The 26,922-nt window shown below is 73.4% G+C and carries 27 protein-coding genes; 13 read left to right on the top strand and 14 right to left on the bottom strand.

Going from position 1 to position 26,922, the window contains the following annotated elements; all coding sequences use genetic code 11:
• Nucleotides 1-140 precede the first annotated feature (140 nt).
• From EMA17_RS35995 to EMA17_RS35975, 5 genes are all read left to right on the top strand, one after another.
• Nucleotides 141-1,664, top strand: coding sequence for a TldD/PmbA family protein (locus tag EMA17_RS35995; protein WP_218043177.1), 1,524 nt, complete (start codon nt 141-143; stop codon nt 1,662-1,664).
• On the top strand, nt 1,661-3,070 hold the full coding sequence (locus tag EMA17_RS35990) for a metallopeptidase TldD-related protein (protein ID WP_126641369.1): 1,410 nt from the start codon (nt 1,661-1,663) through the stop codon (nt 3,068-3,070). The genes EMA17_RS35995 and EMA17_RS35990 overlap by 4 nt, the downstream gene beginning before the upstream one ends.
• A gap of 190 nt (nt 3,071-3,260) precedes the next feature.
• Nucleotides 3,261-3,800, top strand: a complete 540-nt coding sequence (locus EMA17_RS35985; RefSeq protein ID WP_126641368.1) for an RNA 2'-phosphotransferase — start codon at nt 3,261-3,263, stop codon at nt 3,798-3,800.
• A gap of 133 nt (nt 3,801-3,933) precedes the next feature.
• A complete protein-coding gene (locus tag EMA17_RS55840; RefSeq protein ID WP_307721583.1) occupies nt 3,934-4,440 on the top strand; it encodes a DUF3099 domain-containing protein in 507 nt (168 codons plus the stop codon).
• A gap of 297 nt (nt 4,441-4,737) precedes the next feature.
• Nucleotides 4,738-4,995, top strand: coding sequence for a hypothetical protein (locus EMA17_RS35975; RefSeq protein ID WP_126641366.1), 258 nt, complete (start codon nt 4,738-4,740; stop codon nt 4,993-4,995).
• 132 nt (nt 4,996-5,127) lie between these two features.
• On the opposite strand, the gene moaA is transcribed toward EMA17_RS35975, so the two are convergent.
• On the bottom strand, nt 5,128-6,135 hold the full coding sequence (gene moaA / locus EMA17_RS35970) for a GTP 3',8-cyclase MoaA (RefSeq protein WP_126641365.1): 1,008 nt from the start codon (nt 6,133-6,135) through the stop codon (nt 5,128-5,130).
• A 205-nt stretch (nt 6,136-6,340) separates the two neighbouring features.
• Here moaA and EMA17_RS35965 point away from each other — a divergent pair, with 205 nt between their 5' ends.
• Nucleotides 6,341-7,309 (top strand): D-alanyl-D-alanine carboxypeptidase family protein, encoded by a 969-nt coding sequence (locus tag EMA17_RS35965; protein ID WP_160161689.1) that lies wholly within the window; start codon nt 6,341-6,343, stop codon nt 7,307-7,309.
• Nucleotides 7,310-7,402: 93 nt separating this feature from the next.
• Here the strand turns inward: EMA17_RS35965 and EMA17_RS35960 are convergent, their stop codons facing one another.
• Genes EMA17_RS35960 through EMA17_RS35945 form a run of 4 tightly spaced genes read right to left on the bottom strand, consistent with a single transcriptional unit; the run spans nt 7,403 to nt 11,233 of the window.
• Nucleotides 7,403-8,083, bottom strand: coding sequence for an ABC transporter ATP-binding protein (locus tag EMA17_RS35960; protein ID WP_126641363.1), 681 nt, complete (start codon nt 8,081-8,083; stop codon nt 7,403-7,405).
• Entirely contained in the window at nt 8,083-8,823 is a 741-nt protein-coding gene (locus tag EMA17_RS35955; RefSeq protein ID WP_126641362.1) for an ABC transporter ATP-binding protein, read from the bottom strand. Before EMA17_RS35955 ends, EMA17_RS35960 begins: the two co-directional genes overlap by 1 nt.
• On the bottom strand, nt 8,820-10,742 hold the full coding sequence (locus tag EMA17_RS35950; protein ID WP_126641361.1) for an ABC transporter permease subunit: 1,923 nt from the start codon (nt 10,740-10,742) through the stop codon (nt 8,820-8,822). The genes EMA17_RS35955 and EMA17_RS35950 overlap by 4 nt, the downstream gene beginning before the upstream one ends.
• Before the next feature lie 5 nt (nt 10,743-10,747).
• Nucleotides 10,748-11,233 carry a hypothetical protein gene (locus EMA17_RS35945; protein WP_246127119.1) on the bottom strand — a complete coding sequence of 162 codons (486 nt, stop codon included), beginning with the start codon at nt 11,231-11,233 and terminating at the stop codon, nt 10,748-10,750.
• A 302-nt stretch (nt 11,234-11,535) separates the two neighbouring features.
• Here EMA17_RS35945 and EMA17_RS35940 point away from each other — a divergent pair, with 302 nt between their 5' ends.
• Nucleotides 11,536-12,186: an MTB12 C-terminal domain-containing protein gene (locus EMA17_RS35940; RefSeq protein ID WP_126641360.1), complete on the top strand. Its 651-nt coding sequence runs from the start codon at nt 11,536-11,538 to the stop codon at nt 12,184-12,186.
• A 56-nt stretch (nt 12,187-12,242) separates the two neighbouring features.
• Nucleotides 12,243-13,625 carry an ABC transporter substrate-binding protein gene (locus EMA17_RS35935; RefSeq protein ID WP_246127118.1) on the top strand — a complete coding sequence of 461 codons (1,383 nt, stop codon included), beginning with the start codon at nt 12,243-12,245 and terminating at the stop codon, nt 13,623-13,625.
• Nucleotides 13,626-13,638: 13 nt separating this feature from the next.
• Here the strand turns inward: EMA17_RS35935 and EMA17_RS35930 are convergent, their stop codons facing one another.
• From EMA17_RS35930 to EMA17_RS35915, 4 genes are all read right to left on the bottom strand, one after another.
• Nucleotides 13,639-13,821, bottom strand: a complete 183-nt coding sequence (locus EMA17_RS35930) for a hypothetical protein (protein ID WP_126641359.1) — start codon at nt 13,819-13,821, stop codon at nt 13,639-13,641.
• A 241-nt stretch (nt 13,822-14,062) separates the two neighbouring features.
• A complete protein-coding gene (locus EMA17_RS35925; protein ID WP_126641358.1) occupies nt 14,063-15,148 on the bottom strand; it encodes an amidohydrolase family protein in 1,086 nt (361 codons plus the stop codon).
• Nucleotides 15,149-15,264: 116 nt separating this feature from the next.
• Nucleotides 15,265-15,894, bottom strand: coding sequence for a response regulator (locus EMA17_RS35920; RefSeq protein ID WP_126641357.1), 630 nt, complete (start codon nt 15,892-15,894; stop codon nt 15,265-15,267).
• A complete protein-coding gene (locus EMA17_RS35915; protein ID WP_126641413.1) occupies nt 15,891-17,162 on the bottom strand; it encodes a sensor histidine kinase in 1,272 nt (423 codons plus the stop codon). The genes EMA17_RS35920 and EMA17_RS35915 overlap by 4 nt, the downstream gene beginning before the upstream one ends.
• A gap of 164 nt (nt 17,163-17,326) precedes the next feature.
• Here EMA17_RS35915 and EMA17_RS35910 point away from each other — a divergent pair, with 164 nt between their 5' ends.
• A complete protein-coding gene (locus EMA17_RS35910) occupies nt 17,327-18,403 on the top strand; it encodes an ABC transporter permease (RefSeq protein ID WP_126641356.1) in 1,077 nt (358 codons plus the stop codon).
• A 53-nt stretch (nt 18,404-18,456) separates the two neighbouring features.
• Entirely contained in the window at nt 18,457-19,149 is a 693-nt protein-coding gene (locus EMA17_RS35905; RefSeq protein ID WP_126641355.1) for an ABC transporter ATP-binding protein, read from the top strand.
• A gap of 33 nt (nt 19,150-19,182) precedes the next feature.
• Here the strand turns inward: EMA17_RS35905 and EMA17_RS35900 are convergent, their stop codons facing one another.
• The 3 genes from EMA17_RS35900 to EMA17_RS35890 form a co-directional block, all read right to left on the bottom strand.
• A complete protein-coding gene (locus tag EMA17_RS35900; protein WP_126641354.1) occupies nt 19,183-20,145 on the bottom strand; it encodes an exonuclease domain-containing protein in 963 nt (320 codons plus the stop codon).
• A 53-nt stretch (nt 20,146-20,198) separates the two neighbouring features.
• Complete coding sequence (locus tag EMA17_RS35895; protein WP_126641353.1) at nt 20,199-20,882, bottom strand: YidC/Oxa1 family membrane protein insertase; 684 nt, start codon at nt 20,880-20,882, stop codon at nt 20,199-20,201.
• 101 nt (nt 20,883-20,983) lie between these two features.
• Complete coding sequence (locus EMA17_RS35890; RefSeq protein ID WP_126641352.1) at nt 20,984-21,310, bottom strand: DUF6412 domain-containing protein; 327 nt, start codon at nt 21,308-21,310, stop codon at nt 20,984-20,986.
• Between the two features lie 97 nt (nt 21,311-21,407).
• On the opposite strand from EMA17_RS35890, the gene EMA17_RS35885 reads away from it, so the two are divergent.
• From EMA17_RS35885 to EMA17_RS35875, 3 genes are all read left to right on the top strand, one after another.
• On the top strand, nt 21,408-22,628 hold the full coding sequence (locus EMA17_RS35885) for an ATP-grasp domain-containing protein (RefSeq protein WP_126641351.1): 1,221 nt from the start codon (nt 21,408-21,410) through the stop codon (nt 22,626-22,628).
• 194 nt (nt 22,629-22,822) lie between these two features.
• The gene (locus EMA17_RS35880; protein WP_126641350.1) at nt 22,823-24,100 is read left to right on the top strand and encodes an MFS transporter; all 1,278 of its coding nucleotides are present in this window, start codon (nt 22,823-22,825) and stop codon (nt 24,098-24,100) included.
• A 53-nt stretch (nt 24,101-24,153) separates the two neighbouring features.
• The gene (locus tag EMA17_RS35875) at nt 24,154-24,591 is read left to right on the top strand and encodes a nuclear transport factor 2 family protein (protein WP_126641349.1); all 438 of its coding nucleotides are present in this window, start codon (nt 24,154-24,156) and stop codon (nt 24,589-24,591) included.
• Here EMA17_RS35875 and EMA17_RS35870 read toward each other — a convergent pair.
• Together EMA17_RS35870 and EMA17_RS35865 are read right to left on the bottom strand one after the other, a co-directional pair.
• Nucleotides 24,561-25,364 (bottom strand): SAM-dependent methyltransferase, encoded by an 804-nt coding sequence (locus tag EMA17_RS35870; RefSeq protein WP_126641348.1) that lies wholly within the window; start codon nt 25,362-25,364, stop codon nt 24,561-24,563. The two genes, EMA17_RS35875 and EMA17_RS35870, sit on opposite strands and share 31 nt — an antisense overlap.
• Before the next feature lie 270 nt (nt 25,365-25,634).
• Entirely contained in the window at nt 25,635-26,921 is a 1,287-nt protein-coding gene (locus tag EMA17_RS35865) for an amidohydrolase family protein (RefSeq protein WP_246127117.1), read from the bottom strand.
• Nucleotide 26,922: the final 1 nt, after the last annotated feature.

Raw genomic sequence — 26,922 nt, 5'->3', positions numbered from 1 at the left:
GGCATGTTTCGTTCCGGTTGCCCGGGCGCAAGACCCGTCCGAGCACACGACCGGTCCTTCCGGGAGACCGGAATGCCGGCGACGGCGTGTCTGGTTGACTGAACGACGCGAGCCGACAGGCCGAACGTATGGAGGAATGGGTGCCCAACGAGATCGATCCGACGTTCCTCGCCTATCCCCTTCGGGAACTGGCCGCCGCGGCCCTGTCCCGAGCCGGGGAACTGGGCGCCGAACACGCGGACTTCCGCTTCGAGCGCGTACGAGACGCGTCCTTCCGGCTGCGCGACGGGCGGACCGACTCGTCCGTGGACACCACCGACGTGGGCTTCGCCGTCCGGGTCGTGCACGACGGGGCGTGGGGCTTCGCGGCGGGCGTGGATCTGACCCCCGAGGCGGCGGCGTACGTCGCCGAGCAGGCGGTCGCGGTCGCGCGCGTGTCCCGCTCGGTGAGCGAGGCGGCCGGCGCGGGCGAGACGGTGGCGCTGGCGGAGGAGCCGGTACACGCCGACGAGACCTGGATCTCGGCGTACCGGATCAACCCGTTCGACGTGCCCGAGGCCGAGCGGATCGGCCTGTTGGCGAGGTGGAGCCGGGAACTGCTCGCCGCCGACGGCGTGGACCACGTGGACGCCACCTGCATGGTGGTCCAGGAGAACAAGTTCTACGCCGACTCGGCCGGCACCACGACCACGCAGCAGCGGGTGCGGATACACCCCCAGCTGACCGTGATCGCGGTGGACCGCGAGTCGGGCGCCTACGAGACGATGCGCACCATCGCGCCGCCGGTCGGTCGGGGCTGGGAGTACGTCAAGGGCGTGGGCTGGGACTGGGACGAGGAGTTGGCGTCGCTGCCGGGCCTGCTCGCCGAACGGGTGAAGGCGCCGAGCGTCGAGGCCGGCGAGTACGACCTGGTGATCGACCCGAGCAACCTGTGGCTGACCATCCACGAGTCGATCGGGCACGCCACCGAACTGGACCGCGCGCTCGGCTACGAGGCCGCCTACGCGGGCACCTCGTTCGCCACCTTCGACCGGCTGAACAAGCTCAAGTACGGCTCGCCGGTGATGCACGTGACCGGCGACCGCACCGTGCAACACGGCCTGGCCACGATCGGCTTCGACGACGAGGGCGTGGCGACGCAGAGCTGGGACCTGGTCACCGACGGCGTGCTGACCGGCTATCAGCTGGACCGGCGGATGGCGCTGATGCAGGGGCTCGGCCGGTCCAACGGCTGCGCCTTCGCCGACTCCCCCGGGCACGTCCCGGTGCAGCGCATGGCCAACGTCTCGCTCCGGCCCGGCACGGACGACCTGTCCACCGCCGAACTGATCGGCCGGGTGCACCGCGGCCTGTACATCGTCGGCGACAAGTCGTGGTCGATCGACATGCAGCGGTACAACTTCCAGTTCACCGGCCAGCGGGCCTACCTGATCGAGGACGGCCGGATCGTCGGGCAGGTCAAGGACTTCGCCTACCAGGCCACCACGACCGACTTCTGGGGCTCGATGGAGGCGGTCGGCGGCCCCGGTACCTACGTCCTCGGCGGCGCCTTCAACTGCGGCAAGGCGCAGCCCGGGCAGGTCGCGGCGGTCAGCCACGGGTGTCCGTCGGCGCTGTTCCGCGGCGTGAAGGTCCTCAACACGGTTCAGGAGGCGGGTCGATGAGCGGCGGGCAGACCGTGGTGACGCGGCCGGACGAGACGGTCGAGCGGGCGCTGGCGCTGTCGAAGGCGGACGGCTGCGTGGTGATCGCCGAGGAGACCTCGGCGGCGAACCTGCGCTGGGCGGGCAACGCGCTGACCACCAACGGCGAGACGCGGGGCCGGCGGGTGACCGTGGTGGCCACGGTCGCGGGCACGGAGGGCACCGCGTCCGGGACGGTCTCGCGCAGCGGCGTGACGGTGGATCGGCTGGAGGGCCTGGTACGGGCCGCGGAGGCGGCGGCCCGCGAGGCGGGTCCGGCCGAGGACGCGCGACCGCTCCTGGGGGCCTCGGGCGGCCCGGACGACGGCTTCACCGAGGCGCCGGCGCAGACCTCCATCGGCGTGTTCGCGGACTTCGCGCCGGAGCTGGGCGCCGCGTTCGGTCGGGCCCGGGAGGCGGACCGGCTGCTGTACGGGTTCGCCTCGCACCAGCTGACCTCCAGCTACGTGGGCACCTCCGCCGGGCTGCGGCGCCGGCACGACCAGCCCACCGGGCACGTCGAGTTGAACGCCAAGTCGGGCGACCTGACCCGGTCCGCGTGGGGCGGCACGCCGACCCGCGACTTCCGGGACGTGGACCTGGCGGCGCTGGACGCGGACCTCGCCGAGCGGCTGTCCTGGGCGACCCGCACGATCGACCTGCCGGCGGGCCGCTACGAGACCCTGCTGCCGCCGTCGGCGGTCGCGGACCTGATGGTCTACATGTACTGGCAGGGCGGCGCCCGCGACGCGCACGAGGGCCGTACGGTCTTCAGCAGGCCGGGTGGCGGCACGCGGGTCGGCGACCGGCTCACCGAGCTGCCGCTGACCCTGTACAGCGACCCGAACCACCCGGGCCTGGAGAGCGCGCCGTTCACCATCGCGCACGCGTCGAGCGACACGGCGTCGGTGTTCGACAACGGGCTGCCGCTGGAGCGCACCGACTGGGTCACCGACGGCGTGCTGACCGCGCTGGGGTCCAATCGGCACACCGCCGAGCTGACCGGGCTGGCGGTCGCGCCGGAGATCGACAACCTGATCCTGGACGCGCCGACCGGCGGGCCGACGTTGGCGGAGATGGTCGCGTCGACCGAGCGCGGGCTGCTGCTGACGTGCCTCTGGTACATCCGCGAGGTGGATCCGCAGACGCTGCTGCTCACCGGGTTGACCCGGGACGGGGTGTACCTGGTGGAGGGTGGCGAGGTGGTCGGGGCGGTGAACAACTTCCGATTCAACGAGTCGCCGGTGGACGTGTTGGGGCGGGCGGTCGAGGCGGGGCGGACCGAGCGTACGTATCCGCGCGAGTGGGGTGACTGGTTCACGCGTGCGGCGATGCCGGCCTTGCGGGTGCGCGACTTCAACATGTCGTCGCCGAGTCGGGCGCAGTAGCCGGTCGGGCGGGTCCTCGAGCGCCGGACGGGCCGGATGTTCGGCTCGGTCCGCGAAGGCGGTCGCGGGTCGGGGACGGTTGTGGTTTTCCCGGACGCCGGGCGGGCTCTGGTGGGCTCGCCCGGCGTCGGCCTGTCCGAGAAAACTCGGTGTGCTCGGGTGGGGCTTCGTGGTTTTGTTGGGGTTCATCATGAACATCGTCAAGATTTCGAAGTATCTCTCCCGGCATCTGCGGCATCAGCCCGAGCGGCTCGGGATCGTCCTGGACGAGGCCGGGTGGGTCGAGGTGGACGTGCTGCTCGCGGCCTGTGCCGCGCGCGGGGTGGGGTTGTCGCGCGCGCAACTCGAACGGGTGGTCGCGGAGAACGACAAGCGGCGATTCGCGTTCTCGGCGGACGGCACCCGGATCCGGGCCAGTCAGGGGCACACCGTCGCGGTGGACCTGGGGCTGGTCGAGGCGACGCCGCCCGCCGTGCTCTTCCACGGGACGAACCCCCGGAGCGTGGCCGCGATCCTGGTCGAGGGGCTGCGGCCGATGGATCGGCACGACGTGCACCTGTCCGTCGACGTCGAGACGGCGCGCCGGGTGGGCGCGCGGCGCGGTCGGCCGGTGGTGTTCGCGGTGCGGGCCGAGCGCATGGTCGCCGACGGGCACACGTTCCGTCGCTCGGACAACGGCGTCTGGCTGGCCCCGGCGGTGCCGCCGGAGTATCTGGACCGGCGCGACTGACCGGATCGGCGCATCCCCCACTCGGGTCAGCTCACGGCAAAGCTCCCGCCCCCGGCCTCGGTCCGGGGCACACACGGGCGTACCGTGAGGATGCGGACGAGTGTGTGGTCACATGGGCGGAGACGGTGGGACCGTGAAAAACACCAAGGGCTCGGTGTACCAGATCAGTGGTGCGCGCAAGGGACTGACCGAGGACGTGGCCGGGCGCCAACGCCGGTACGTGATCTCGATGTCGATCCGCACCGTGTGCTTCGTGGCGGCGGTGTTCACCCCGTCGCCGTGGCGGTGGATTTTGGTCGCCGGCGCGCTGTTCCTGCCCTACATCGCGGTGGTGCTGGCCAACGCGGGTCGCGAGCCCACCTCGAACGCGCCGGTGCAGGCGCAGTTCGTACCCCCTCGGCCGCCCAAGGCGCTGGAGCCGCCGCCCGGCGCGGTGCTCACGAGCGCCGAGCGGGAGACGTTGCACACGCACTCCGAGGACTCGTGGACGACCACCGTCGGGACCCCGCCGGCGGCCGGCGCGGAACCGACCGACCTTTTGTCGCACATGAATTCGGATACACACGGTGACCCCGGGGGTGCCGATCGGGGCCACTTCGGTGACCCGAAGGGTGCCCCTTCGCACAGCGTCAAAAATTAGCGGCAAGCGCTACGCGGGTTGGTGCTTCAACCGCCGGCCGGACGTGCCATACTTCGAAACGTGCTCCGTATCCCCCGTCGGAGCGACCGACGCGATGCCGGGCGGCTCCCCCCGTGGCTGCCCGGCATCGCCCGTGTCCGGGGTCTTTCGCCGGTCCGCGGATGGATCCGCACGGCGATACCGCACCAGCCCGTTGCTTACTGAGAGCAGCGCTCCGGTTGGCGCCTGACACAGGGTCAGTTCCTGGTGACGGGTACCGCGGCGGGGTGAACGGCCTCGTCTGCGACACTGGTGGGCATGTTTCCCACCCCCGCCGATCCCGGTCGACCGATCTGTTCGGCGAAGGGTTGCCGTGCCGACGCCCGGTGGGTTCTGGCCTGGAACAACCCCAAGCTGCACACCCCGGAACGGCGCAAGACGTGGCTCGCCTGTGACGAGCACCGGGAGCATTTGGCCGAGTTTCTGGGGATTCGCGGATTCCTCAAGGACACCGTGGCGTTCGCCGATTGGCACGAGCCGGAGTCCCCGGGCGGATCGGCGCGCGAACAGTCCTGAGGGGCGTCCCGGGAGCGGGCCGCACGCCACCCCGAACCGCCGTGTGCGGCCCGGGGGTTGCCGGAGGGTACGCGTGGGCCGGGTGTGCCGGACGGGTTCTCCGGTTCGGATGCGTCCGGCGGTGCCGGTGGGTCAGCCGCCGATCGCCGACATCGGTCGATCGGGCTGGAGGAACTCCGGGTCGTCGATGCCCGCGCCGGCCTTCTTCGTCCACATCGCGGCGCGCCAGCGGTCGGCGATCTCCGCGTCGTCCGCGCCGCCGCGCAACGCCGCGCGCAAATCGGACTCCTCGCGCGCGAACAGGCAATTGCGGATCTGCCCGTCGGCGGTCAGCCGGGTCCGGTCGCACGCCTCGCAGAACGGGCGGGTGACCGAGCCGATCACGCCCACCGTGCCCGGGCCGCCGTCCACGAGCCAGCGCTCGGCGGGGTCGCTGCCGCGCCCGGACTCGGGGTCGAGCCGGAACGCGGCGCGCAGCGCGGTCAGGATCTCCCCGGCGGTGATCATCTCCGAGCGCTGCCAGCCGTGCTGCGCGTCCAGCGGCATCTGCTCGATGAAGCGCAGCTCGTAGCCGCGTTCCAGGCACCACGCGAGCAGCGCGGCGGCCTCGTCGTCGTTCACCCCGCGCATCAGCACGGTGTTGACCTTGACCGGGCCGAGCCCGGCTTCCACCGCGGCGGCCAGCCCGGCCAGCACGTCGGCGTGCCGGTCGCGCCGGGTCATCGCCTTGAAGCGGGCCGGATCGAGGGTGTCCAGCGAGACGTTGACCCGGTCCAGGCCGACCTCGCGCAGTGTGGGCGCCAGGCGGGCCAGGCCGATCCCGTTGGTGGTCACGGACAACGTCGGGCGCGGTTCCAGGGCGGCGGCCTCGCGGACGATGTCGACCAGCTCGCGGCGCAGCAGCGGCTCGCCGCCGGTGAAGCGGACCTCGCGCACACCGAGCGTGGTCACCGCGATCCGGACCAGGCGGGAGATCTCCTCGCCGGTCAGCAGCTCGGGTTTGGCCAGCCAGTCCAGCCCCTCTTCGGGCATGCAGTACGTGCACCGCAGGTTGCAGCGGTCGGTCAGCGACACCCGCAGATCGGTCGCCACGCGACCGAAACCGTCGACGAGTCCTCCGGTGCGGTGGTGCGTGCTCACCTTCGACCCCTCTTCTCCATGCGGCCTTCTCCTTGCGGCAAGCTTCCCAGGTTACGCGGGTTGCTCCGACCGGTGCTCCCCAGGCTACGAGCCGGACGCCGGAACGGTTGCAGTGGTGTATCCCACACACGTCGGAACAACCGTGGCTCGCTCGGCGCGCGTGATCCGCGAGAGGATCCAGGCTCACTACGAGGAGGCTTCACCAGTGAGACACGCAGCGGGCAGCGGAGAACCACAGCCCGACGAAGGGGGCACACCCGACGGAGCGCACTTTCTGGACACCTCGTGGGAACAGCACAGCTCGGGCTCGGGGCACGCGGCCGGTCCACCCGGATCGCAGCCGCCCGGCATACCCGGTACACCGGGCAGGTTCGACGCGGAGACCACGCCGGTCCCGGCCGACTGGTACACGCGTGAGCAGCCGCCCGTCGGCTCGGCCGCGCCGATCGCCGAGCCGCCCCGACCGGCCCCCGCGGACGAACCGGAGCCCGCGCGGCGCCGGCGCGGCAAGCTGGTCGCCTGGAGCCTGGCGGGCGCGCTGATACTCGGCGGGGCCGGGGTCGGCGCGGTGTTGTTCCTCGGCGGTGGCGACGACGACAAGAAGGACCGGGCCGACTCGGTGGGCGCGCAGGTGACGCCGAACCCCGAACAGGTCCCGAACACCCAGACGGCCCCCACGAACGCACCCTCCACCGGCTCCCCGGCATCGAGCAAGTCGGCGACGACCAAGCCGCCGAAATCGTCCGCGTCGAGCACCGCCAAGGCGCCCGCCAACGACAAGGACGCGCCGAAGGACCCGAAGGCGCTCACCCCGGCCGCGTACGCCGCGTGGAAGAGGATCGACCAGGCGATGGCGGCCGAGGGCATCAAGCTGAACCTGAACTCCGGCAAACGCGGCTGGGCACACCAGCAGAGGCTCCTGGACGAGAAGATCGCCGAGGTCGGCTCCCGCGAGGCGGCGCTGCACTGGGTGCTGCCGCCGGAGAAGTCGATGCACGTCCAGGGCGTCGCGGTGGACATCTACCCGGCCAACGCCCAGGCCTGGCTCCAGGCCAAGGGCAGCAAGTACGGCTGGTGCCGGATGTACGACAACGAGGAATGGCACTTCGAGTACAACGCCTCGTACACCAACGGCTGTCCGGCCCGCCTCCCCAGCGCCCTGGACGCCGACTGACCCACGCCCGACCCACGCGCGCGGAAGCCGACGGCTTCCGCGCGCGTCGCGTTCGCGGCGCCTCGGGCGTCGAAGCCGGATCGGCGCCCACCGCTACGTGCGGTGGGCGCCGTCCGGGTGGGTCTCGTATTCGGTCGGGTCGCCTCTGAAGGTGACGGTGCCCCGGCTGAGGGCGTAGACGACCTCGGCGCGGCGCAGGGCCTCGCCCGTGTGTTGTTCGACCAGGATCACCGTGCGTTCGGCCGTGGCCAGGCCGGCCACCACGTCGTACAGGTGGGCCGCCACGCGGGGGGCCAGGCCCTGGCTGAGTTCGTCCAGGAGCAGGAGTTTGGCGGGGGTGAGCAGGGCCCTGCTCACCGCGAGCATCTGCTGTTCGCCGCCGGAGAGCGTGCCGGCCCGCTGCCTGCGCCGATCGGCCAGCACCGGGAACGCGGTCAGGGCCGGCGCCACGTCGCGGCCGTCGGCGAACAGGCGCAGGTTGTCGGCCACGCTCAGGCCGGCGAACACCCCGCCCCGCTCCGGGATCAGGGTCAGGCCGGCGCGGGCCCGGCGGTCGGCGGGCCAGGCGGTGATGTCCACACCGTTCCAGGTGATGGTCCCGGCGGTGGGCCGGACCAGTCCGGCCAGCGTGTCGAGGAGCGTGCTGCGGCCCGAGCCGTTGCGGCCGACCAGGGCGGTGACGGCGCCGGCGGGGAAGTCCAGGTCGACGCCGTGCAGCGCCTCGATCGGGCCGTGCCGGACCCGAAGTCCGTCGACCGACAGGGTGATCGGCATCAGAGGTACACCTCCCGGGCCCGCGCGTCGCGCCGGATCTCGTCCGGCGTGCCGGCCGCCACGATCCGGCCCGCGGCCATCACGTGCACCGTGTCGGCCACCCCGAACACCAGGTCCATGTCGTGTTCGACCAGCAGGATCGCCAGGCCGTCGGCGGCCAGCGCGCGCAGTTCGCGGCGCAGCCGCTCGGTCTGCGCGTCGTCGAGCCCGCTGGCCGGCTCGTCCAGGAGCAGTACCGACGGGGACGCCGCGAGCGCGCGGGCCAGTTCGACCATCCGCAGTATCCCGGCCGGGAGTTCGCCGGCCGGGGTGTCCGCGTGTTCGGTGAGCGCGAGCCGGTCCAGGGCCGCCTCCACCGCGTCCCGGGTCCGTCCCCGGGCGGGATCCGGCAGACCGAGCAGGCGGGCCGGAGCGGAGGATCCAAACCGGTTCTCCGCGGCCACCCGCAGGTTGTCCACCACCGTCAGACCGGGGAAGACCGACACCGCCTGGAACGTCCGGGCCAGCCCGAGCCGGGCCCGCCGATGCGCGGGCAGCCGGGTCACGTCGCGCGCGCCCAGGTGGACCCGTCCGGCGTCGACCCGCCCACCCGCCAGGCAGTCGAACAGGGTGCTCTTTCCCGCCCCGTTCGGCCCGATCAGCGCCGTCACCACGCCCGACGGCACGGTCAGGTCGACCCCGTCCACGGCGCGCAGCCCACCGAACCGGCGGACCACCCCCTCGGCCCGCAGCGCGCTCACCCGCCCACCTCCGCCCGGCCGGCGCGCACCCGCTCGCGCAGCGTGCGACCCAGCGGGCCGAGCCGGACCGGCGGGGGCGGCGCGGCGGGCACGGGCGCCGGCCCCGCGGCCAGGCGCAGCAGGGTCGCCGGGACGCCGCCGGGCATCCGGGACAGCAGCACCGCCAGGCCGCCGATCACGATCGTGGACATCCCGGCCGTGGTGGCCGCGTCGAGGGCCACCACCAGGCCGGCGGCCAACACCGCGCCGGCCGCGCTGTCCACGCCGAACACCACCACCGCGGCGAACCAGACCAGGCCGAGCACCGGATCGAAGGCCGCCGCGTCGAAGGCCCGCCCGCCCATCCCGAGCAGCGCGCCGCCGAGCCCGGCCACGCCGGCGCCGACCGCGAAGACGAAGACCTTGGCCGAGGCGACGTCCACGCCGGCCGCCGCCGCGCCGCGCTCGTGGTCGCGGACCGCGACCAGCATCCGGCCGAGCCGGCTCACATGCAGCCGGCGAACCACCAGCAGGACCAGCACGAGGCAGAGCAACTCCAGGGCGTAGAAGGAGCGTTCACCGTCGAACGGCCACGGGTGGTCGAGCGTGAGGCCGGTGGTGAAGCGCGGCTGGGCGAAGACGAACCGGCTGACCACCGCGGCCACCGCGAAGGTGGTCAGCGCCAGGGTCAGCCCGCGCCGCCGGATCGCCGGCCACCCGGTCAGCAGGCCCACGGGCACCACCAGGAACGCGGCCAGGAACAGCGCGAGCAGGGCCGGGACGTCCCGACTGGCCAGCTGCGCCGCGAACAACGCGCCGAGTCCGGCGAAACCGGCCTGGCCGAGCGAGATCTGGCCGGCGTATCCGGTGAGCATCACCAGCGACACGAACACGATCGCCATCGCCGGCACCTGCTGCGCGACCCGCAGATGTTCCGCGCCCAGCGCGAGCGGCGCCGCGGCGACCGCGACGAACGGCACCCACCAGCCCACCGGCGCGCTCTCCCCGTGCCCGGTCCCTATCCGGGCACCGACCGCGCGCGCCGGGTCGGGGCCGCCGACCTCGACCATGCGGGGCAGTACCAGGAGCGCGACCAGCATCACCACCACGAACAGGTTCGCCTGGAGCGCCTGGATCAGCTCCCACGAGTCGGGTTCGAGCCGGGACAACTCGCTCTGCCCCACCCCGATCGCGAGCGCCGCCAGGATCGCCACCGGCAGACTGGCCAGCCGGGCCACCACCGCGACGCCGATGGTCTCCAGGACGAGCAGGGTCAGTCCGTACGGATCCAGCCGCAGGTGCGGCGCGAGCAACACGCCGGTCAGCCCCGCCAGCATCGACCCGAAGGCCCATCCGGTCGCGGCGACGCGATCGGCCGGCACCCCGGACAACTCGGCCAGGGCCCGCCGGTCCACCACCGCGCGCAGCCGCACACCGAAGCGGGTGAACCGGGTAACGACGGCGACCAGGACGGCGACCGCGGCCACCACGCCCAGTTCGACCAGCGTCCCCTTGGCCACCGACGTGTCGCCGGGCAGGCCGACGCTGCCCGCCGGCACGATCGAGGGCGGGTCGAGGCGGGCCTGGGTACCCCAGGCCAGCGTGGCCGCGCCGACCAGGAGCACGAACACGCCCAGCGAGGCGACCAGCATCCGGGCCGGACCGGCCCCCTCGCGATGCAGTCCGCGAAAGACGAAGCGCTCCAGGACCAGGCCGAGCGCCGGCGCCACCACGCCCACGTCGAGCAGCACCGCCGCCCACAGCGGCCAGCCCCACACGCGCACCTGCTGCCAGACGAGGTAGGCCACGATCATCGCGAGCGCGCCGAAGGACAGGTTGAACACGCCGGTGGCCCGGTAGGAGGTGATCATCCCGACCGCCGCGAGCGCCGCGATCGCGCCCACGCCCAGGCCGGCGAGCGCCAGTTCGACGGTGAGCACGGCGCTCAGCCGTCGGCGCCGGGCGCGCTCGGCCCGTCGGTCCCGGGATCACACAACCGGCACGGCCGCAGATCCCGGTCCCGCACCGCCGTCGCGCCCACCGGCGCCACCCCGTCCTTGCCCCGCACCAGCGAGCACCCGCTCCGGTGATAGCGCGCCCCGCCCGGGACCGTCACCCACGCCGCCCCGGCGCCCGCCCCGGCCGCCGCGTCGGTCGGCTCCGGCTCGACCAGCAGCTCGTACAACCGGCCCATCATCCGCCGCAACTCCGCGTTCTCCACGCTCGTCCCGGCGGCCTCCGCCGTCCCGCGCCGGGTCCCGACCACGAGTACCGCGCCGGCGACGATCAGCGCCGCGCCGGGAATGGTGGCCGAAGCCAGGTAGGGCAGTTGGCGCGCCTCGTACCGTTCACCCGACACGCCGTACCACCCCACCGCGCACAACAGCGCCCCGCACAGCCCGACGAGCCAGCCGCCGTGCGTACGCGCCAACCGCCGCAAACCCTCGATGGCCGACGGCGCGGCCGCCGTACGCTGTCTTTCGGAAAGGGAGTTCGCCTTTCCCGTGGAACCTGCCGAGTTCGTCGAACCTGCCATATGGTCCACCCGTCGAATCCGCCCGATTGCGTATCGCTGCCTCAGCGTAGTTCGCCGGGATCTGGTCATACGGCCCGGAACACGATTGGATACCGAGTCGCGCATGGCAACATGACTTGCCGGTAACCCAGGTACTACCTGGCTACATCAACAGCGACAGGACGCCGGGCGACCGGCGGAACGGGTGGTGAACGCACGTGAGCGTGGACTTGATCAACGAGCGGGCCGAGCGGAACGGCACCGGTGCGGGTCGGCGCAAGGGCGCGCGCCGTGCGCTGCTGGCCCTGCCACTGGTGGCGGTGCTGGTGATGTCCGGGTGTAGCAGCGACGACAAGGACGACAAGAAGGACAGCAAGGCGTCGCAGTCGGCGAGCGCGCCGGCCGCCGGCCAGCCGAGCACGCCGGCCGCGCCGGGGACCACCGCGGCCGGCTCGCCCGCCGCCTCGGCCGGCGGCACCGGCGCCCCCGCGGCCGGCGGCTCGACCACGTTGACCGGCGAGGAGAAGAAGGTCGCCGACAACTGGGACAAGCTGTTCGACAACGCCCAGCCGCTCGACGCGCGCAAGGCGGTCCTGGAGAACGCGGACAAGATGGGCGCGCTCGTCGAGACGCTCGCCAACGACCCGCTGGCCAAGTCGGTCACCTCCAAGACCACCGCGGTGAAGATCGACGGCGACACCGCGGCGGTCACGTTCGACATCCTGCTCGCCGGCGCCCCGGCGCTGCCCGGCCAGAACGGCAAGGCGGTCAAGCAGGACGGCACCTGGAAGGTCAGCCTGGGCACCGTCTGCACGCTGGTCGGCGCGCTCAAGCCGGGCACCGTCGCCCCGGGTTGCCCGACGGCCTGACGCCCCACTCCGCACGGGCGGGTCGGCCGCCGGCCCCGGGTCACCGAGGAGCACGCATGCATCGTCGTATCCACGGACGGCGCATGCCGTGCGCCTCGGTGGCCCTGGTGCTGTCCGGCGTGTTGTGCGCGGTCGCCGCACTGACCGGGTGCGGTTCGCGGCTGCCGGAGCGCGACTTCCGCGAGGATCGTGGTCCGGCGCCCGCGTCCGCCGCGGCGCCGAACACCAACACCGCGTCCGATGTGGGCGTCACGCCCACCGAGATCACCGTGGGCATGATCGACACCGTCCAGGGGGTGCTCGGCAACGAGACCTTCTCCGGGCCGATGTACGGCGCCCAGGCCTACTTCAAGGCGCTCGACGAGCGCGGCGGGGTGAACGGGCGCCGGGTGAAGGTGTCCGCCTGCGACGACAACGGCTACGGCGTGGCCAACCAGCGCTGCGCCCGCCGACTGGTCGAGGACGACAAGGTGTTCGCCTTCGCGGGCAACAGCGTCTACAGCTACAACGCCGCTCGGTACGTCAGCGACAAGGGTGTGCCCGACGTCGGCGGACAGCCGATCGGGACCGCGTACGAGACGTACCCGCACCTGTACTCGATCTACGGATCGCGCGCGCCGCGCGACGGCAAGGTGGGCTGGGACGGCCGGATGTACGCGAGCACCGAGGTCTACCGCTACTTCAAGGAGAAGCTCGGCGCCCGCACCGCCGCCGTGGTGTCGTACAACCAGGCCGACTCCGCGCGCTACGCGCAGACCGTCGCCGACGGGCTGCGCGCCGAGGGCTACACGGTCGTCGAAAAGCAGGTCGACTTCGCGCTGCCGAACTTCGCCGCCGCGGTGGTGGACATGCGCGCCAAGGGCGTCGACATCGTCTTCGACGCGGTGGACACGCGCGGCAACGTCGAACTGTGCAAGGCGATGGACGGCAACGACCTGCGGGTGACCGCCAAGGTGACCAACGTCCAGAACTGGAACGCGCGCGTCGGCGAGGACTTCAAGGCGTCCCCGACCTGCCGCAACAGCATCTACGCGACCGGCAACAGCCGCGGCTACACGGACATCGGGCAACCCGCGGTGGCCGAGTTCCGGGCCGCGATGAAGAAGTACTTCCCCGACCGCGAGGACAAGCTCTCCCAGTGGGAGCTGGAGGGCTGGGCCTCGGCGATGTGGCTCACCGACGCGATCGCCTCGTGCGGCGCGAAGGTCACCCGGGCCTGCGTCGAGGGTTTCGTCAACCGCCCCGAGGGCTACGACGCGCACGGCCTGCTGATCCCGGTCGACTTCAAGGCCGAACCGGTCGACCGGGTCGCCGCGCCCACCCGCACCTGCTTCGACGTGGCCCGCTGGCAGGACGGCGCCCCGGGCGGCTGGATCGCCCAGGTGCCGGACATGACGACGAACTGCTTCGACGTACCGTCCCTGCCGTACAAACCGTGAGCCCGGAGCGCCGTCAACGCCCGTCGGCGCCGAACCAGGGCTCCGGTGGGTCGAGCACGGTCTTTGGCGGAGGGCCGAGCGGTGCGCCGGGGATGGGGCCGAGGGCCTCGGTCACCGGGTAGGGCAGGGGCACCATGCCGAACGGACGGCGGTGGTGCGGATCGGGGTTGGGGGCGATCAGGGCCGAACCTCGCACGGGGGCTGCCTTTCGCTGCGCCGGCCCCGAGGTCCCACGCCCCGACGCCGCGCCCGTCGAACCACGTCGACGGACACGGCGTTCAACGACCGGGCGGGGGCGGAGTGTCGCCGGGTCACTCCGCCGGCCCCGCGCGGGGGCGGATTTCGGCCACGATCGGCGGTCCCGCGGGGATCACGCCCCGGTCGCCCGCGCCGAGCCCGGCGGTGTTTCGCGGTGTCGAGGGGGCTGTCGTGGTGCGTCAGCGCGGCATCACCGTGCCCCGCAACACCACCGCGCGCGGGTCGGCCAACACACCCACGTCGGCTCGCGGATCGGCCAAATACACCACCAAGTCGGCCGACGCGCCCTCGGCGATCGCGTCCCGGCCGAGCCAGCGGCGGGCGGACCAGCACGCGGCGGACAGCGCGTCGTGGGCCGGAATGCCGGCCGCGACCAGCTCCGCGACCTCGTCGGCGACCAGGCCGTGCGGCAACGACCCGCCCGCGTCGGTGCCCACGAAGATCGGGATACCCGCGTCGTAGGCGGCCCGCACCGTGGCATACCGGTTGGCGTGCAGCGCGCGCATGTGCGCGGCGTAGGTCGGGAACTTGGCGCCCGCCTGATCGGCGATCCCGGGAAAGGTGGCGATGTTGACCAGGGTCGGCACGATCGCCACGCCCCGCTCGGCGAACAGCGGAATCAGGTCCTCGGTCAATCCGGTGGCGTGTTCGATGCAGTCGATGCCCGCCTCCACCAGGTCCGGGAGCGAGTTCTCGGCGAAGCAGTGCGCGGTGACCCGGGCGCCCTCGGCGTGCGCGGCGGCGATCGCCTCCTGGAGCGCGTCCTTGGGCCACAGCGGCGCCAGGTCCCCGGTGTCCCGGTCGATCCAGTCCCCGACCAGCTTGACCCAGCCGTCGCCGCGCCGAGCCTCCCGGATCACGAACGCGGTCAGGTCACCCGGCTCGATCTCGTGCGCGTAGTTGCGGATGTAGCGCTTGGGCCGCGCCAGGTGCCGCCCCGCGCGGATCAGTCGGGGCAGGTCCTCGCGGCCGTCGATCCAGCGGGTGTCGGCGGCCGAGCCCGCGTCGCGCAGCAGCAGCGCGCCCGCGTCCCGGTCGGTGATCGCCTGGCGCTCGGCGGTCGGCGCGTCGACCGCGCCGTGCGCGTCGATCCCGACATGGCAGTGCGCGTCGACCAGGCCGGGCAGCACCCACCCTTCCAACGTGGCGTCGACGGCGAGCGACGTCGGCCGCTCGAAGGTGATCCGCCCGCCGATCACCCACATCTCGTCGCGGACATCCTCGGGGCCGACCAGAACGCGGCCCTTCACGTGCAGCACGGTCATGCCGAGACCCTACGACCTGCCCGTCCCCGGCCCCACCTCCCCGGACCCACCGACGCCGAGGCCGAGGGCCCACCCACTCGCGCACGGCCGAACGGCGGCGTGTCCGGGGGCGGGCTTCACTCCCGCTCGATCAGTCCCCGCCTGACCCCCGCGGCCACGGCCGCCGTGCGCGAATCGACCTCGAGCTTCGCGTAGATGTGCACCAGATGCGATTTGACCGTCGCCTGGCTCAGGAACAGCGCCTTGCTGATCGCCAGGTTCGACAACCCCTCCGCGACCAGCCCCAATACCTCGATCTCCCTCGGGCTCAACACCGGTTCCGGCCGGCGCAGGCGGCTCAGCAGTCGGCCCGCGATCCGGGGCGCGAGCGCCGACTCGCCGGCCGCGGCCGTCCGTACCGCCGCCGCCAACTCCTCCGGCGGGGCGTCCTTGAGCAGGTAGCCCAGCGCGCCCGATTCGACCGCGGCCAGGATGTCCGCGTCCGTGTCGTAGGTGGTCAGCACCAGGACGTGCGGAGCGCGGGGCAGCGCGGCGATGGCCGCCGTGGCGGCGTTCCCGTGCATGGCGCCCGGGCCGAAGCGCAGGTCCATCAGCACCACGTCGGGCGCGAGGGAGCCGGCCAACTCGACCGCGCGCTCCGCGGTGTCCGCCTCGCCCACCACCTCGAAGTCCGGTTCCGCGGCCAGCACCGCGCGCAGCCCGGCGCGCACGACGGGATGGTCGTCGGCCAGCAACAGCCGAATCACCGCGCGCCCCCGTCCGCGCGCGCCGGCAGGGTCCCCGACCGCTCCCGGGCGGGCGCCGGGACGGTCCCGGTCGCCTCTCCCGCATGCGCCGGGACGGAACCGGGGCCCGCCTCCGCCGGCACCGGAAACGTCACCGCGATCGCCGCCCCCTGACCCGGGCCGGACTCCACCGTCAGCGCCCCGCCCAGTTCGGCCGCCCGGGTCCGCATCGCCGCCAGCCCGAATCCGGTGCCGGCGGTCCCGCCCCGATCCGCCCCGATCGGGCGCGCGGCCGGATCGAACCCGCGTCCGTCGTCCACCACGTCGAGCGTCACCGACGCCTCCATGTGGCTGAGCGTCACCTCGGCCCGGGACGCGCCCGCGTGCCGCACCGTGTTCCCGAGCGCCGACTGGGCGATCCGCAGCAGCGCCACCTCGACGGCCGTCGGCAGCCCGGCCGCCTCCCCCGTGCGATGGAAGCGCACATCCAGGTCCGCCTCGGCGGCCGTCCGCGCGCACAGCCGCTCCAGCGCCGCCGGCAGCGAGGAGTCGTCCAATTCCGGCGGCGCCAGCGCCCGGACGAACCGCCGCGCCTCGGCCAGGCTGTCGGTCGCGGTGACCCGCGCCAGCCGTACGTGCCGATCGGCCGCCGTCGGATCCGCCGGCAGCGCCCGCTCCGCCGCGCGCAGCAACAACTGGATGCTGCTGAAGCCCTGCGCGAGCGTGTCGTGGATCTCCCGGGCCAGCCGCTCCCGCTCCGCCAGCACCCCCGCGTGCCGCTCCGCCGCCGCGAGCGAGGCCCGGGCCGCGACCACGTCCTCCACGAGGCGGCGCCGCGCCTCGCTCTCCCGGTGCAGCGCCTGATAGCCGAGCACGGTGGTCACCGCGACCGCCGCGCCCAGCAGCGGACCGAGCACCATGCCCACCGACACCGCGCCGCGATGGGCCGCGTAGCCCCCGACGGCGATCACCGCGAGCCCGCCCACCACGGGCAGCGCGACCCGGACGGGCAGCAGGTGCGGAACCAGGAAGAACAGCGGGAAGGCGAACCAGATCCCCTCCGCCGTGAGCGCGTACAGCCCGCACCAGGACAGCGTGAGCGCGCCGAGCCAGCACACCGAGGCCCGCCGCGACGGCCCCACCGAGGGGGTCAGGTTGCCCACCGCGTACACCGCGGCCGTGACCGCGGCGGCGACCGGGATCAGCGCGGTCCGTACCGCGGAGGCATCGGTGCCGACGAGGGCGCGCAGCGCGGCCACCGCGAGCAGCAGCGCGACCAGCGCGTGCATACAGGCACGGAGCGTGCGGGGCACGGAGACGGGGGTCGGGATACCGGCGTACATATCGGGTCAAGGCTAACCGGGCTGGGTGGAGCCGCCATCGATCGAAAGTTTGACCGGGGGCGGTCAACCCGATCGATGACGCGGACGCGGCCGGCGACCAGGCTTGGCGTGTGTTCGTAGCGTTGCGGGATCTCGTGTTCGCCCGGGGGCGGTTCGCCCTGATGATCGTCACCGTGGTGCTGGTCACCGCGCTGGTCGGACTGGTGTCCGGGCTGACCGTGGGGCTGGGGCGGGCCAATACGTCGGCGATCGACGCGCTGCCGGCCGATCGGCTCGCGTTCGCCGCGCCCGCCCCCGGACAGGGTGTCTCGTTCGCCGACTCGACCGTGGAGCAGGCGCAGTGGCGGCGCTGGGCCGAGCAGCCCGGGGTGCGTTCGGCGTCGCCGCTCGGCATCGCGACGACCCGGCTCGGGGCCGGCACGCGGACCACCGCCGCGGCGGCGTTCGGCGTGGAGCCGGGCGGGCCGCTGGCGCCGGACGGGCTGGCCCCGGGAACGGTGGTGTTGTCCCGCGATCTGGCCGACGAGCTGCGCGTGCGGGTCGGCGACCGGCTGACCGTCGGCGCGGACACCGTGCTGACCGTCGCCGCCGTGGTGTCGGGATCCTCGTACAGCCACGCGCCGGTCGCCTGGACCACCCTCGCCGACTGGCAACCGCTGCGCCCGGGACCGCGGCGCGGCGGCCCGCACGCGACGGTGATCGCGCTCGACCTGGCCGGCGGGCACACCGGCGCGGCGGACCGGGCGATCGGCACCCGCAGCTCCTCGATCGGCGACGCGCGGAAGGCGATCGGGTCGTACACCGCCGAGAACGGCTCGCTGCAGCTGATGCGCGGGTTCCTGTTCGCCATCTCGGCGCTCGTGGTCGGCGCGTTCTTCACCGTGTGGACCATCCAGCGGGCGGGCGACGTGGCGGTGCTCAAGGCGCTCGGCGCGCCCACCGGCTACCTGCTGCGCGACGCGCTCGGCCAGGCGTTCGTGGTGCTGCTCGCGGGCACCACCGTCGGCGTCGGGGTCGCCGCGCTGTTCGGCGCGGTCGCACCGGCGGGGGTGCCCTATGTGGTGGACGCCTCGACCACGGTCCTGCCGGGGGCGGTGTTGATCCTGCTCGGCATGGTCGGCGCGGGGCTCGCCGTGCGTCGCGTGACCTCGGTCGACCCGCACACCGCGCTCGGCGGGACCCGATGAGGTGTCCGGCGACGAGCCCGCAGCCCGATTCCCCCACGCCCGAGAGGCCCGCCATGCACCCGTCCCCCGGCCTGGAACTCGCCGACGTGACGCTCACCTATCCCGACGGCGACGGTCGGCTGACCGCGCTGGACCGGGTCTCGCTGGCGGTGCCGCCCGGGACGCTGACCGCCGTGGTCGGGCCGTCGGGGTCCGGCAAGTCGAGCCTGCTCGCCGTCGCCGCGACGCTGACCACGCCGGACGCGGGCCGCGTGTCGATCGCCGGCCTGGACGCGGTCGCCCTGCGGCCGGCCGAGCGGGCCCGGTTGCGCCGGAACACCATCGGGATCGTGTTCCAGCAGCCGAACCTGCTCGCCTCGTTGACGTGTGTCGAGCAGCTTCAGGTGATGGCGCACCTGGCCGGCGGCAGTGCGCGCAAGGCCCGCGCCCGGGCGCTCGAACTGCTCGACCGGGTCGGCCTCGCGGACCGGGCGCAGCACCGTCCGCACCGGCTCTCCGGCGGTCAGCGGCAGCGGGTGAACATCGCCCGGGCGCTGATGCACGAACCGAGCGTGCTCCTGGTCGACGAACCCACCGGCGCGCTGGACCACGAACGCGGCGCCGCGATCGTGACGTTGCTCGCCGAGCTGACCCGCACGAGCGGCGCGGCCACGGTCCTGGTCACCCACGACCGCGGCCACCTGCCGCACGCGGACCGGACGGTGGAACTGATCGACGGCCGGCTGCGCACCCCGGCCGCGGCGTAGCGCACGGTGCCGGCCGCTCGTGGCACCCGCCGGCTACTCCCCCGCCTCCGGCCGCCAGGCGCTCGACCCGGACAGGCTCGGCTCCGCGTCCGCCGCCCGCCACGCGCTCGATCCACCGGTGGTGCCCGGCAGGCTCGGCGAGCCCGGCCCGTCCGGACCGCCGGGAATCACCGGCCAGTTCGGGTCGACGACCGCGCCGCCGCCGTCGGGGTTGCGCCGATCGAAGTAGCTCTGCAGCGAGGCCGCCTGCTCGGCGTACCACTGCACCTGCTTCTCGTGCAGCGTGCGCAGCGAGTCGGCGGCCAACTCCGGGAAACGCGCGCCCAGGTCCTGGGCGAGCAGCAGGCACGCCAGCGCGTCGCCGTCGGCGGTGTGCGCGTCGGTGAGCACCACCTCGTAGAACGCGCTGGTGGCCGCGAGGGTGCGCTTGCCCTTGCGGTAGCGGTCGAGCTGCTTGTCGATCACCAGCGGGTCGATGATCGGTGCCGTGTAAGGGAGTTGCGGCAGGTTGTGGCGGTGCAGCTCGGCCTGCAGGATGGTCAGGTCGAACGGCGCGTTGTAGATCGCGATCGGGGTGCCGGCGGCCAGGTATTCGGCCATCGCCGCACCGATCTCGGCCAGGCACAGGGCGGGTTGGCGTCCCTCGGCCCGGGCGCGCGCGGTGTCGATCCCGTGGATCGCGGTCGCCTCGGCGGGAATCTCCCGCTCCCCCGGGTCGATCAGCCAGGACCGCCGGGTACCGGTCGAGTCCACCAGGGCGGCGGTGACGATGAAATCGGAGAGCGGATCGATTCCGGAGGTCTCCACGTCGAACGCCGCCATCGGCCCACGGTGCCAGCCGTCGTGATTGCCGCGCGGCGGCGCGGCGGGCTTCGGCTCGCCGCAATCGGCGCAGTACGTAACCCACTTGCCGTCCCGGCGGACCAACAGCCCGTCGCCGGCCTTGACATAGGTCGTGCACGTGGCACAGGTCGCGCCGAACTTGTTCGTTGCCATGGGGTGCCCTTTTCCGATCGCGGATCAGATTCACGTCGTCACTGCCCGAAACGCTAGTGCCCGGGTACGACGCGATCCGCACGAGCCGTCGCCAGTCGGCGCAACAACGGCCGCTCGGCGGTGGTCCACGCGGTGCTCGTGAGCAGGTACAGGCCGACCGCGAGCGGGGCGAACGCGGCGGTCGGGACCGTGGCGAAGGGCATCCACCGAAGCGGGGCGGGGGTGTTCGGCACCGCGGCGGCCCGGCGGTACCCGACCCGGGCCACGCCCGCGATCAGCGCGATCAGGGCGAGCAGCACGGGGGTGTGCGGCCCGCCGAGGCCGGCCACCGGGTGCAGGCCGAGCGGCGCGCCCACGAGGGTGTGGCCCAGGAGATCGCGGTCGCCGGCGAAGAGTCGGTAGGTCAGGAACAGGAATGGCAGTCCGGCCAGGGCCGGCAGTACACCGGCGAACATCGAGATACCGGATCGCCGGTGCAGCGCGCCGAGTTCGCGGGCGAGTCGCCGCGGGTCCCGGGCGTACCTCTGGCGCAGCCGCTCGACCTGCGGGGCGAGCCGGGCGCGGGCCACCTCGGCGCGGGCCTGGGCGTAGCCCAACGGGACCATGACGAGCCGGACGCACGCGGTGAACACGACCACGGCGCCGGCCACCGAGCCGGTGCCGAGCAGCGGCGCGAGCGCGTCGGCGAGGGTGAGCAGGACGTCGTGCGCGACGCCGAGAACAGGGATGCCGAACATGGGAAGGGCCTTCCGTGACGCGGGAATCGGGATGCGTCGGGCGGCCGTGCCGAAGTCACCGGACCGGGATCGGGAGCGAGAGCGAACGCGGGTGCGGGGCGCTACGCGATGCCGAGGCGGTCGGGTCGGCGGTGGGCCGCCGGGCCCGTTCCCGGCGCTCGGGGCCGTGCTCGACCCGGCGCGTCGGGATCGCGCGAGGGCAGGAACGCCAACCGGTCGGCCCGTCTGCGCAGCGCCGCGCCGCGCGCCCGCGCCCACTCGGCGGAGGGCGCCCACGCCGCGGCGGCGCCGGCCAGGGCGAGGACGACGGTCACCGCGACGGCGACCAGGGCGGGCAACGCCCCGTCCACGAACAGCCCCGGGCCGATCAGCACGAGCAGCGTCGCGATCGGCGACGTCGACGCGGTGATCCGACCCCGGCGATACATGCACATCATCCTATTCCGCCCGAGACCCCCGCACGCGGGCCCGAGCCGACGAATTCCGCCCGCTCCGACGGCGGACGGGTGTGCCAGGATGACCCCCGTGCGCGTGCTGCTAGGGGACGGCTTCGGGGTGACGTCACGTCAGATCGCGGTGGCGATCGGGCGATCCGGGCACGAGCCGGCGGTGTTGGCGCCGCCCGGTCGGCCGATCCCGGGTCGCCCCCCGTCGGTCGCGAGGGTGTACGAGGTGCCCGCCTTCGGCACGGATCCGTGGGCCTGGCTGGCCCGGGCGGAGGCGGTGCTCGGCGCCGAGCCGTACGACGTGCTGCTGCCCACCGACGAACACGTCGCGGTGCTGGCCCGGGCCCCGGAGCGGATCACCGCGCACGGAGTGGCCTTGGCCGTACCGTCGTTCGCCGCGCTGCGTCGCGTCGCGGACCGCGCCTCGGCGGCGAGCACGCTGACCGAGATCGGCATGCCGCAGCCGGCCGGGACGGTGGTGGTGCACACCGCCGAGGAACTGCGCCAGGTCGCCGACCCGCCGCTCTGGATCAAGACCCTGCTCGGCTCGCATCGGGTCGAGCGGCGCGAACAACTGCTGCGCCTGGCCGACGAGTTGGAGCGCGACGGCGCGTTCGTGGACGGCGCCGGGGTGTTGGTGCAGGAGCCCGCGGCGGGTCCGGTCCTGTCCGCCCAGGCGGTGTTCGAGCACGGCCGACTGGTCGCGGTGCACGCGTACGAGCATCTGCACGGTCCGGCGGTGCGGCGCAGCGTGGTCGCGCCCGACATCCGCGAACAGGTGGCAATGCTCGGCGGCCACCTCGGCTGGCACGGCGCCCTGTCCCTGGACGCCGTGCGCACCGCGTCGGGGCCGGCCTGGCTGAACGTGCGCCCCTGTCTGACCGAGCCGGGCAACGCCGCCGCGAGCGGCACCGACCTGGTCGCCGCGCTGATCGCGGTCTCCCGGGGCGAGACGCCGCCCTCGATGCCGTGGGGCCGCCCCGACGTCCGCACCCGCCAGGCCCACGCGGGCGTGTGGACCGCCGCCCGAGCCGGCCGCCGCCACGCCGCCCGGGAAATGCTCCGCATCGCACTACGCCTGCGGCCCTACCGCGACACCGCGGAGGAGTCCCTGAGCCTGCGCCACGAACCCCGCCGAATCCCCGGCGCCCTGTGGTCCGCCACCACCGCCCTCACGGCCCCCGGACACACCCTCGCCCGCATCACCCACCAGGACTCCCAAGACACCCTGTCCCCCTCGACCTGGCGCCGCATCCTCGCCGGCCCACCCCCACGACCAACCGCCCCCCACCCCCGGTAGCGGACCCGCGGGCCAACCCCGAACCTCCACCCGACACCGACGCGGATCACCGGACCGACGCCGGAGCGGGTACGGACGAATCCCGCGAGGGTCGTCGAGAAAGGCTCGGCAGGCCGCGGCCGGACGGGTGACGGCCGCCCGGGTGACCATGATCCCACCCGGTCGTTGGGCGGGGTGTGACTCGAAATGTCTCCATGGTCCGGATCGCGGCGGCGTCCTTCGCCGGTACCGCGATCGAGTTCTACGACTTCTTCGTCTACGGCACCGCCGCCGCCCTGGTGCTCGGGCCGCTGTTCTTTCCCGGCTTCTCGCCGATCGCCGGCACCCTCGCGGCGTTCGCGACCTACGCGGTCGGATTCGTCTCGCGCCCGCTCGGTGCGGTGGTGTTCGGGCGCCTGGGCGATCGGCGCGGGCGGCGGCCGGTCCTGGTGGTGTCGCTCGTCCTGACCGGTGTGGCCACCGTGTTGGTCGGGCTCCTGCCGACCTACGACCGGATCGGCGTGGCCGCGCCGATCCTGCTGGTGGTGTTGCGGTTCTGCCAGGGCTTCGGCGTCGGCGGCGAGTGGGGCGGCGCGGTGTTGCTGGCCGCCGAGCACGCGCCGCCGGGGCGGCGGGCGCTGTGGGCCGGGATCCCCCAGGCCGGCCCCTCGCTCGGATTCCTGCTCGCCAACGGGCTGATGTTGATCCTGTCCGGGTCGCTGACCGACGCGCAGTTCCACGCGTGGGGGTGGCGGGTCCCGTTCCTGTTCGCCGGGGTGCTCGCGGCCGGCGGGCTTATGCTGCGGGCCTCGGTCGAGGAGACGCCCGCGTTTCGCGCGCTCGTGGCCGACAACGAGACCTCGCCGAGTCCGGTCGCCGAACTCCTGCGCGGGCACTGGCGCCTGGTCCTGCTCACCGCGGGCGCGCTGGCCTGCGGCTACGTGGGCTTCTACCTGACCACCACCTGGTCCCTGCAGTACGCCGACGACCGGCCCACGGTCGGGCGCACCACGATGCTGGCCTGCATCATGATCGCGGTGACCGGGATGGCCCTGGTCACCCCGCTGTTCGCCGTGGTGGGCGATCGGTACGGGCGCAAACCGATGTGCCTGGTGGGCTGTGCGGGGATGGGCCTGTGGGCGTTCCCGATGCTCGGCCTGCTGGCCACCGGCGAGCCGATGTGGATGACCCTGGGCTGTCTGGGCACGCTGGTCGCGTTCATGGCGATGTTCTCGGTGGTCGGGGCCTACCTGTCCGAGATGTTCGAGCCGCGGGTGCGCTGTACCGGCGCGTCCACCGCGTACAACCTGGGCGGGGTGCTCGGCGGTGCGCTGACCCCGATGGTGGCCACCGAACTGGCCCGCGGCGACGGCACACCGTGGGGCGTCGCGGCCTATCTGGCGGGCGCGGCGACGGTCAGCGCGACGTGCCTGCTCCTGCTGCCCGAGACGTACGCGGTGCCCGTCACGGACGGTGAACCCGCCGCGGCCTGATTCCACGTGCGGGCGATCTTCCATCGCGGGCCGATCTGCGCCAGGGTGCGGCCATGACCACGGATTCGACCGAACCGGCCGAGGCACGTCGCGCGCGCCACACCCGCGTCGCCGAACGGCTGCTCGCCGCCGTCGGCGCGGGCGACCGCGCCGCCCAGGTGGCCTGCTACCACCCCGACGTCGTGCTCGAATTCCCCTACGCCGCGCCGCCGGTGCGGATCGAGGGCCGGGCCGCGGTGGAGACCTACCTCGCGATCGCGCTCGGCGTCTTCGAGCTGAACCTGACGGTGACCCGGGTCCACGAGTGCGTGGACCCGGACACCGTGATCGTCGAGTTCACCGGGACGGGTCGGGCCCGGACCACGGACCGGCCCTACGCCAACACCTACATCGCGGTGTTGACCTTCCGGGACGGTCTGGTGGTCGGCCAACGCGAGTTCTACAACCCGGTGCCGGCCGCTCAGGCCTTGACCGCGACGCCCGCCAGCTGAGGCAGCTTCACCACCGGGTCGCCGAGCCGGCCCTCGGGGCCCCACACGTCGACCGGGACCAGGCGGGCGGGCAGCAGTTCCAGGTCGCCGAAGACGGCCAGGATCCCGTCGTGCGAACGGGCGTGCATCTGCTGCACGTTGGACGAGTACTCGCTGAGCGCGCGATCCATCCCGGCCGGGCGCTCCTCGCTGCGGTGCGCGTGCGACAGGGCCAGGTGGCTGCCGGGGACGGTGGCGTCCATGTACTGGCGCACCACGCCGACGGGGTCCGCCTCGTCCGGCAGGAAGTGCAGCACCGACACGATCAGCACGCCGACCGGCTGGGAGAAGTCGATCAGCTTGCGCACCTCGGGCGAGTCGATCACCTTGGCCGGATCGGTCAGGTCGGCGCCCACCATGGTCGCGTTCGGGTTGTCCGCGAGCAGCAGTTGGCTGTGCGCGACGGCGACCGGGTCGTTGTCCACGTACACCACCCGCGCGTCCGGGTCGGCCTTGTGCGCGATCTCGTGCACGTTGCCCACGGTCGGGATGCCCGAGCCCAGATCGAGGAACTGCCGGATGCCCAGGTCCAACAGGTGGTGGACGGCACGGGTGAGGAAGACCCGGTTCCCGCGCAGCACGTCGCGCAACTCGGGCATGGCCTGGGTGACCAGTTCCGCGGCCTCGCGGTCGACCGCGAAGTTGTGCGCGCCGCCGAGCGCGTAGTCGTAGACGCGGGCGACGCTGGCGCGCGTGATGTCGATGTGCTCTGGAGCCCAGTCCGGTCGAGTCATGGCTCGGACTCTAGGCCGTGCCGACACGATTCACCGGAAAAATCGCCCGCCGGCCGGCGCGAAGCCCTGTGCAAGGCGTCACACCGCTCGCGGCGCCGGTGTCGGCGGGGCCGGAACGGGGGTTCCGACCCCGCCGACGACGGGATCCGCGCAGGCGGTCGCGCTCGACCACCGGCACGGCAGGGGCCCGGCCGCGCCTCGCCGGCGGGCGCGGTGCCGGCCCGCCCACGGTGCGGTCGTGGCCCGGCTACGGCTCGCTCGCCGGCCCCGCTACGGCTTGACGCCGGTCACGCCGACGAACGCCGGGCACTTGTCCGCGCCGACCGGGATGTCCTCCGGCGCGAGCGGTGCCCAGACCTGCTCGACCCTGGGGCCCACCCGGGCCGCGATCGGGGCCAGCGCGTCGAGGTCGAAGCCGTACAGCTTCGCCGCGTTGCCGCCGACCATGGCCGCGACCTCGACCGGGTCGATGCCGTTGTAGGTGAGCTGGAGCGCCTCGCGACTGAACGGGTGGCTGGCCTCCTTGTGCGGGTAGTCGCTGCCCCACATGACCCGGTCCACGCCCACCTGATAGCGCAGCCTGGCCTCGGCGGGACGCTGGAAGCTGGCCCCGACGTGGCACTGCCGGGCCCAGTACTCGCTGGGCTTGAGCGCCATCCGGCCGACCAGTTCGCTGCCCCACTCGTACTCCTGGGAGCCGACCGCGGTGCTCATCCGGTGCCAGTAGTAGTCCAGCCGGCGGGTCTCCTCCGGGATCCAGGCGGTGCCCTGCTCGGTGAACACGAACTGGAGATCGGGGTGGCGGTCCATCGCGCCCGAGACCACCAGGTGGGTGAACGCGCGGTGCGCCCACCAGGACACCTCGGTCAGGAACACCACCTTGTCCACGTCGGTGTCCCCGGCCGGCGGCGCGGCCGAGCCGGTGTGGTGGTTGAGCGGCATGCCCAACTCCTCGCACACCCGCCACAGCGGCTCGTAGTGCGCGTAGTCGAACATCGGCACCAGGCCGGAGCCGGGCGGAGTACCGGGCAGCAACACGCCGCCGGTGAGCCCCGCCTCCTTGGCCCAGCGGATCTCCTCCACCGCCGCCGGGATGTCGTGCAGCATGACCTGGACGATGCCCGCGCGGCGTCCGGGAGCCGCCGCGCAGAAGTCGACCATCCAGCGGTTGTGCGCCTTCAGCCCCTCCCAACGCAGCGCCAGGTCGCCGGCGTTCGCGGCGGGCGGCTGGTCCGTCAACGACGGCTTGGGGAAGAACGGCGGCACGGTGTTCGGGAAGATCACCTCCGCGACCACCCCGTCCGCCTCCAGGTCGCGCAGCCGTCGATCGGAGTCCCAGTTGCGCGGTCCCAGATCGCCCTTCAGGTCCGGGTACGGGATCTCGTAGCCGGTCACCCACGCGTCGAACTCGGCGTGCAGGCGGGCGGGCAGGTAGTCGCGATAGCCGTGGATCTCGCCGCCGCCGTGGCAGTCGGCCGAGATCACCGTGTATCGCTCGGGCAGGTGGGTGAACGGGGGGCCGCCCGGGACGGCGGGCGGGGTGGTGCGCTCGGTCATC

It is taken from the genome of Embleya hyalina, from assembly GCF_003967355.1.
Classification (GTDB): domain Bacteria; phylum Actinomycetota; class Actinomycetes; order Streptomycetales; family Streptomycetaceae; genus Embleya; species Embleya hyalina.
Note: the sequence above shows the minus strand (reverse complement) of the source record. Positions and strands in the feature narration are given on the sequence as shown.

Bases quoted from the DNA above. Each gene is read 5' to 3' on its own strand.
- EMA17_RS35960 (WP_126641363.1), bottom strand. From the start codon at position 8,083: ATGCCGATCACCCTGTCGGTCGACGGACTTCGGGTCCGGCACGGCCCG.
- EMA17_RS35925 (WP_126641358.1), bottom strand. From the start codon at position 15,148: ATGACCGTGCTGCACGTGAAGGGCCGCGTTCTGGTCGGCCCCGAGGAT.
- EMA17_RS35985 (WP_126641368.1), top strand. From the start codon at position 3,261: ATGAACATCGTCAAGATTTCGAAGTATCTCTCCCGGCATCTGCGGCAT.
- EMA17_RS35935 (WP_246127118.1), top strand. From the start codon at position 12,243: ATGCATCGTCGTATCCACGGACGGCGCATGCCGTGCGCCTCGGTGGCC.
- EMA17_RS35880 (WP_126641350.1), top strand. From the start codon at position 22,823: ATGGTCCGGATCGCGGCGGCGTCCTTCGCCGGTACCGCGATCGAGTTC.
- EMA17_RS35875 (WP_126641349.1), top strand. From the start codon at position 24,154: ATGACCACGGATTCGACCGAACCGGCCGAGGCACGTCGCGCGCGCCAC.
- EMA17_RS35900 (WP_126641354.1), bottom strand. From the start codon at position 20,145: ATGGCAACGAACAAGTTCGGCGCGACCTGTGCCACGTGCACGACCTAT.
- EMA17_RS35870 (WP_126641348.1), bottom strand. From the start codon at position 25,364: ATGACTCGACCGGACTGGGCTCCAGAGCACATCGACATCACGCGCGCC.
- EMA17_RS35990 (WP_126641369.1), top strand. From the start codon at position 1,661: ATGAGCGGCGGGCAGACCGTGGTGACGCGGCCGGACGAGACGGTCGAG.
- EMA17_RS35975 (WP_126641366.1), top strand. From the start codon at position 4,738: ATGTTTCCCACCCCCGCCGATCCCGGTCGACCGATCTGTTCGGCGAAG.
- EMA17_RS35895 (WP_126641353.1), bottom strand. From the start codon at position 20,882: ATGTTCGGCATCCCTGTTCTCGGCGTCGCGCACGACGTCCTGCTCACC.
- EMA17_RS35915 (WP_126641413.1), bottom strand. From the start codon at position 17,162: ATGCACGCGCTGGTCGCGCTGCTGCTCGCGGTGGCCGCGCTGCGCGCC.
- EMA17_RS35905 (WP_126641355.1), top strand. From the start codon at position 18,457: ATGCACCCGTCCCCCGGCCTGGAACTCGCCGACGTGACGCTCACCTAT.
- EMA17_RS35890 (WP_126641352.1), bottom strand. From the start codon at position 21,310: ATGTATCGCCGGGGTCGGATCACCGCGTCGACGTCGCCGATCGCGACG.
- EMA17_RS35865 (WP_246127117.1), bottom strand. From the start codon at position 26,921: ATGACCGAGCGCACCACCCCGCCCGCCGTCCCGGGCGGCCCCCCGTTC.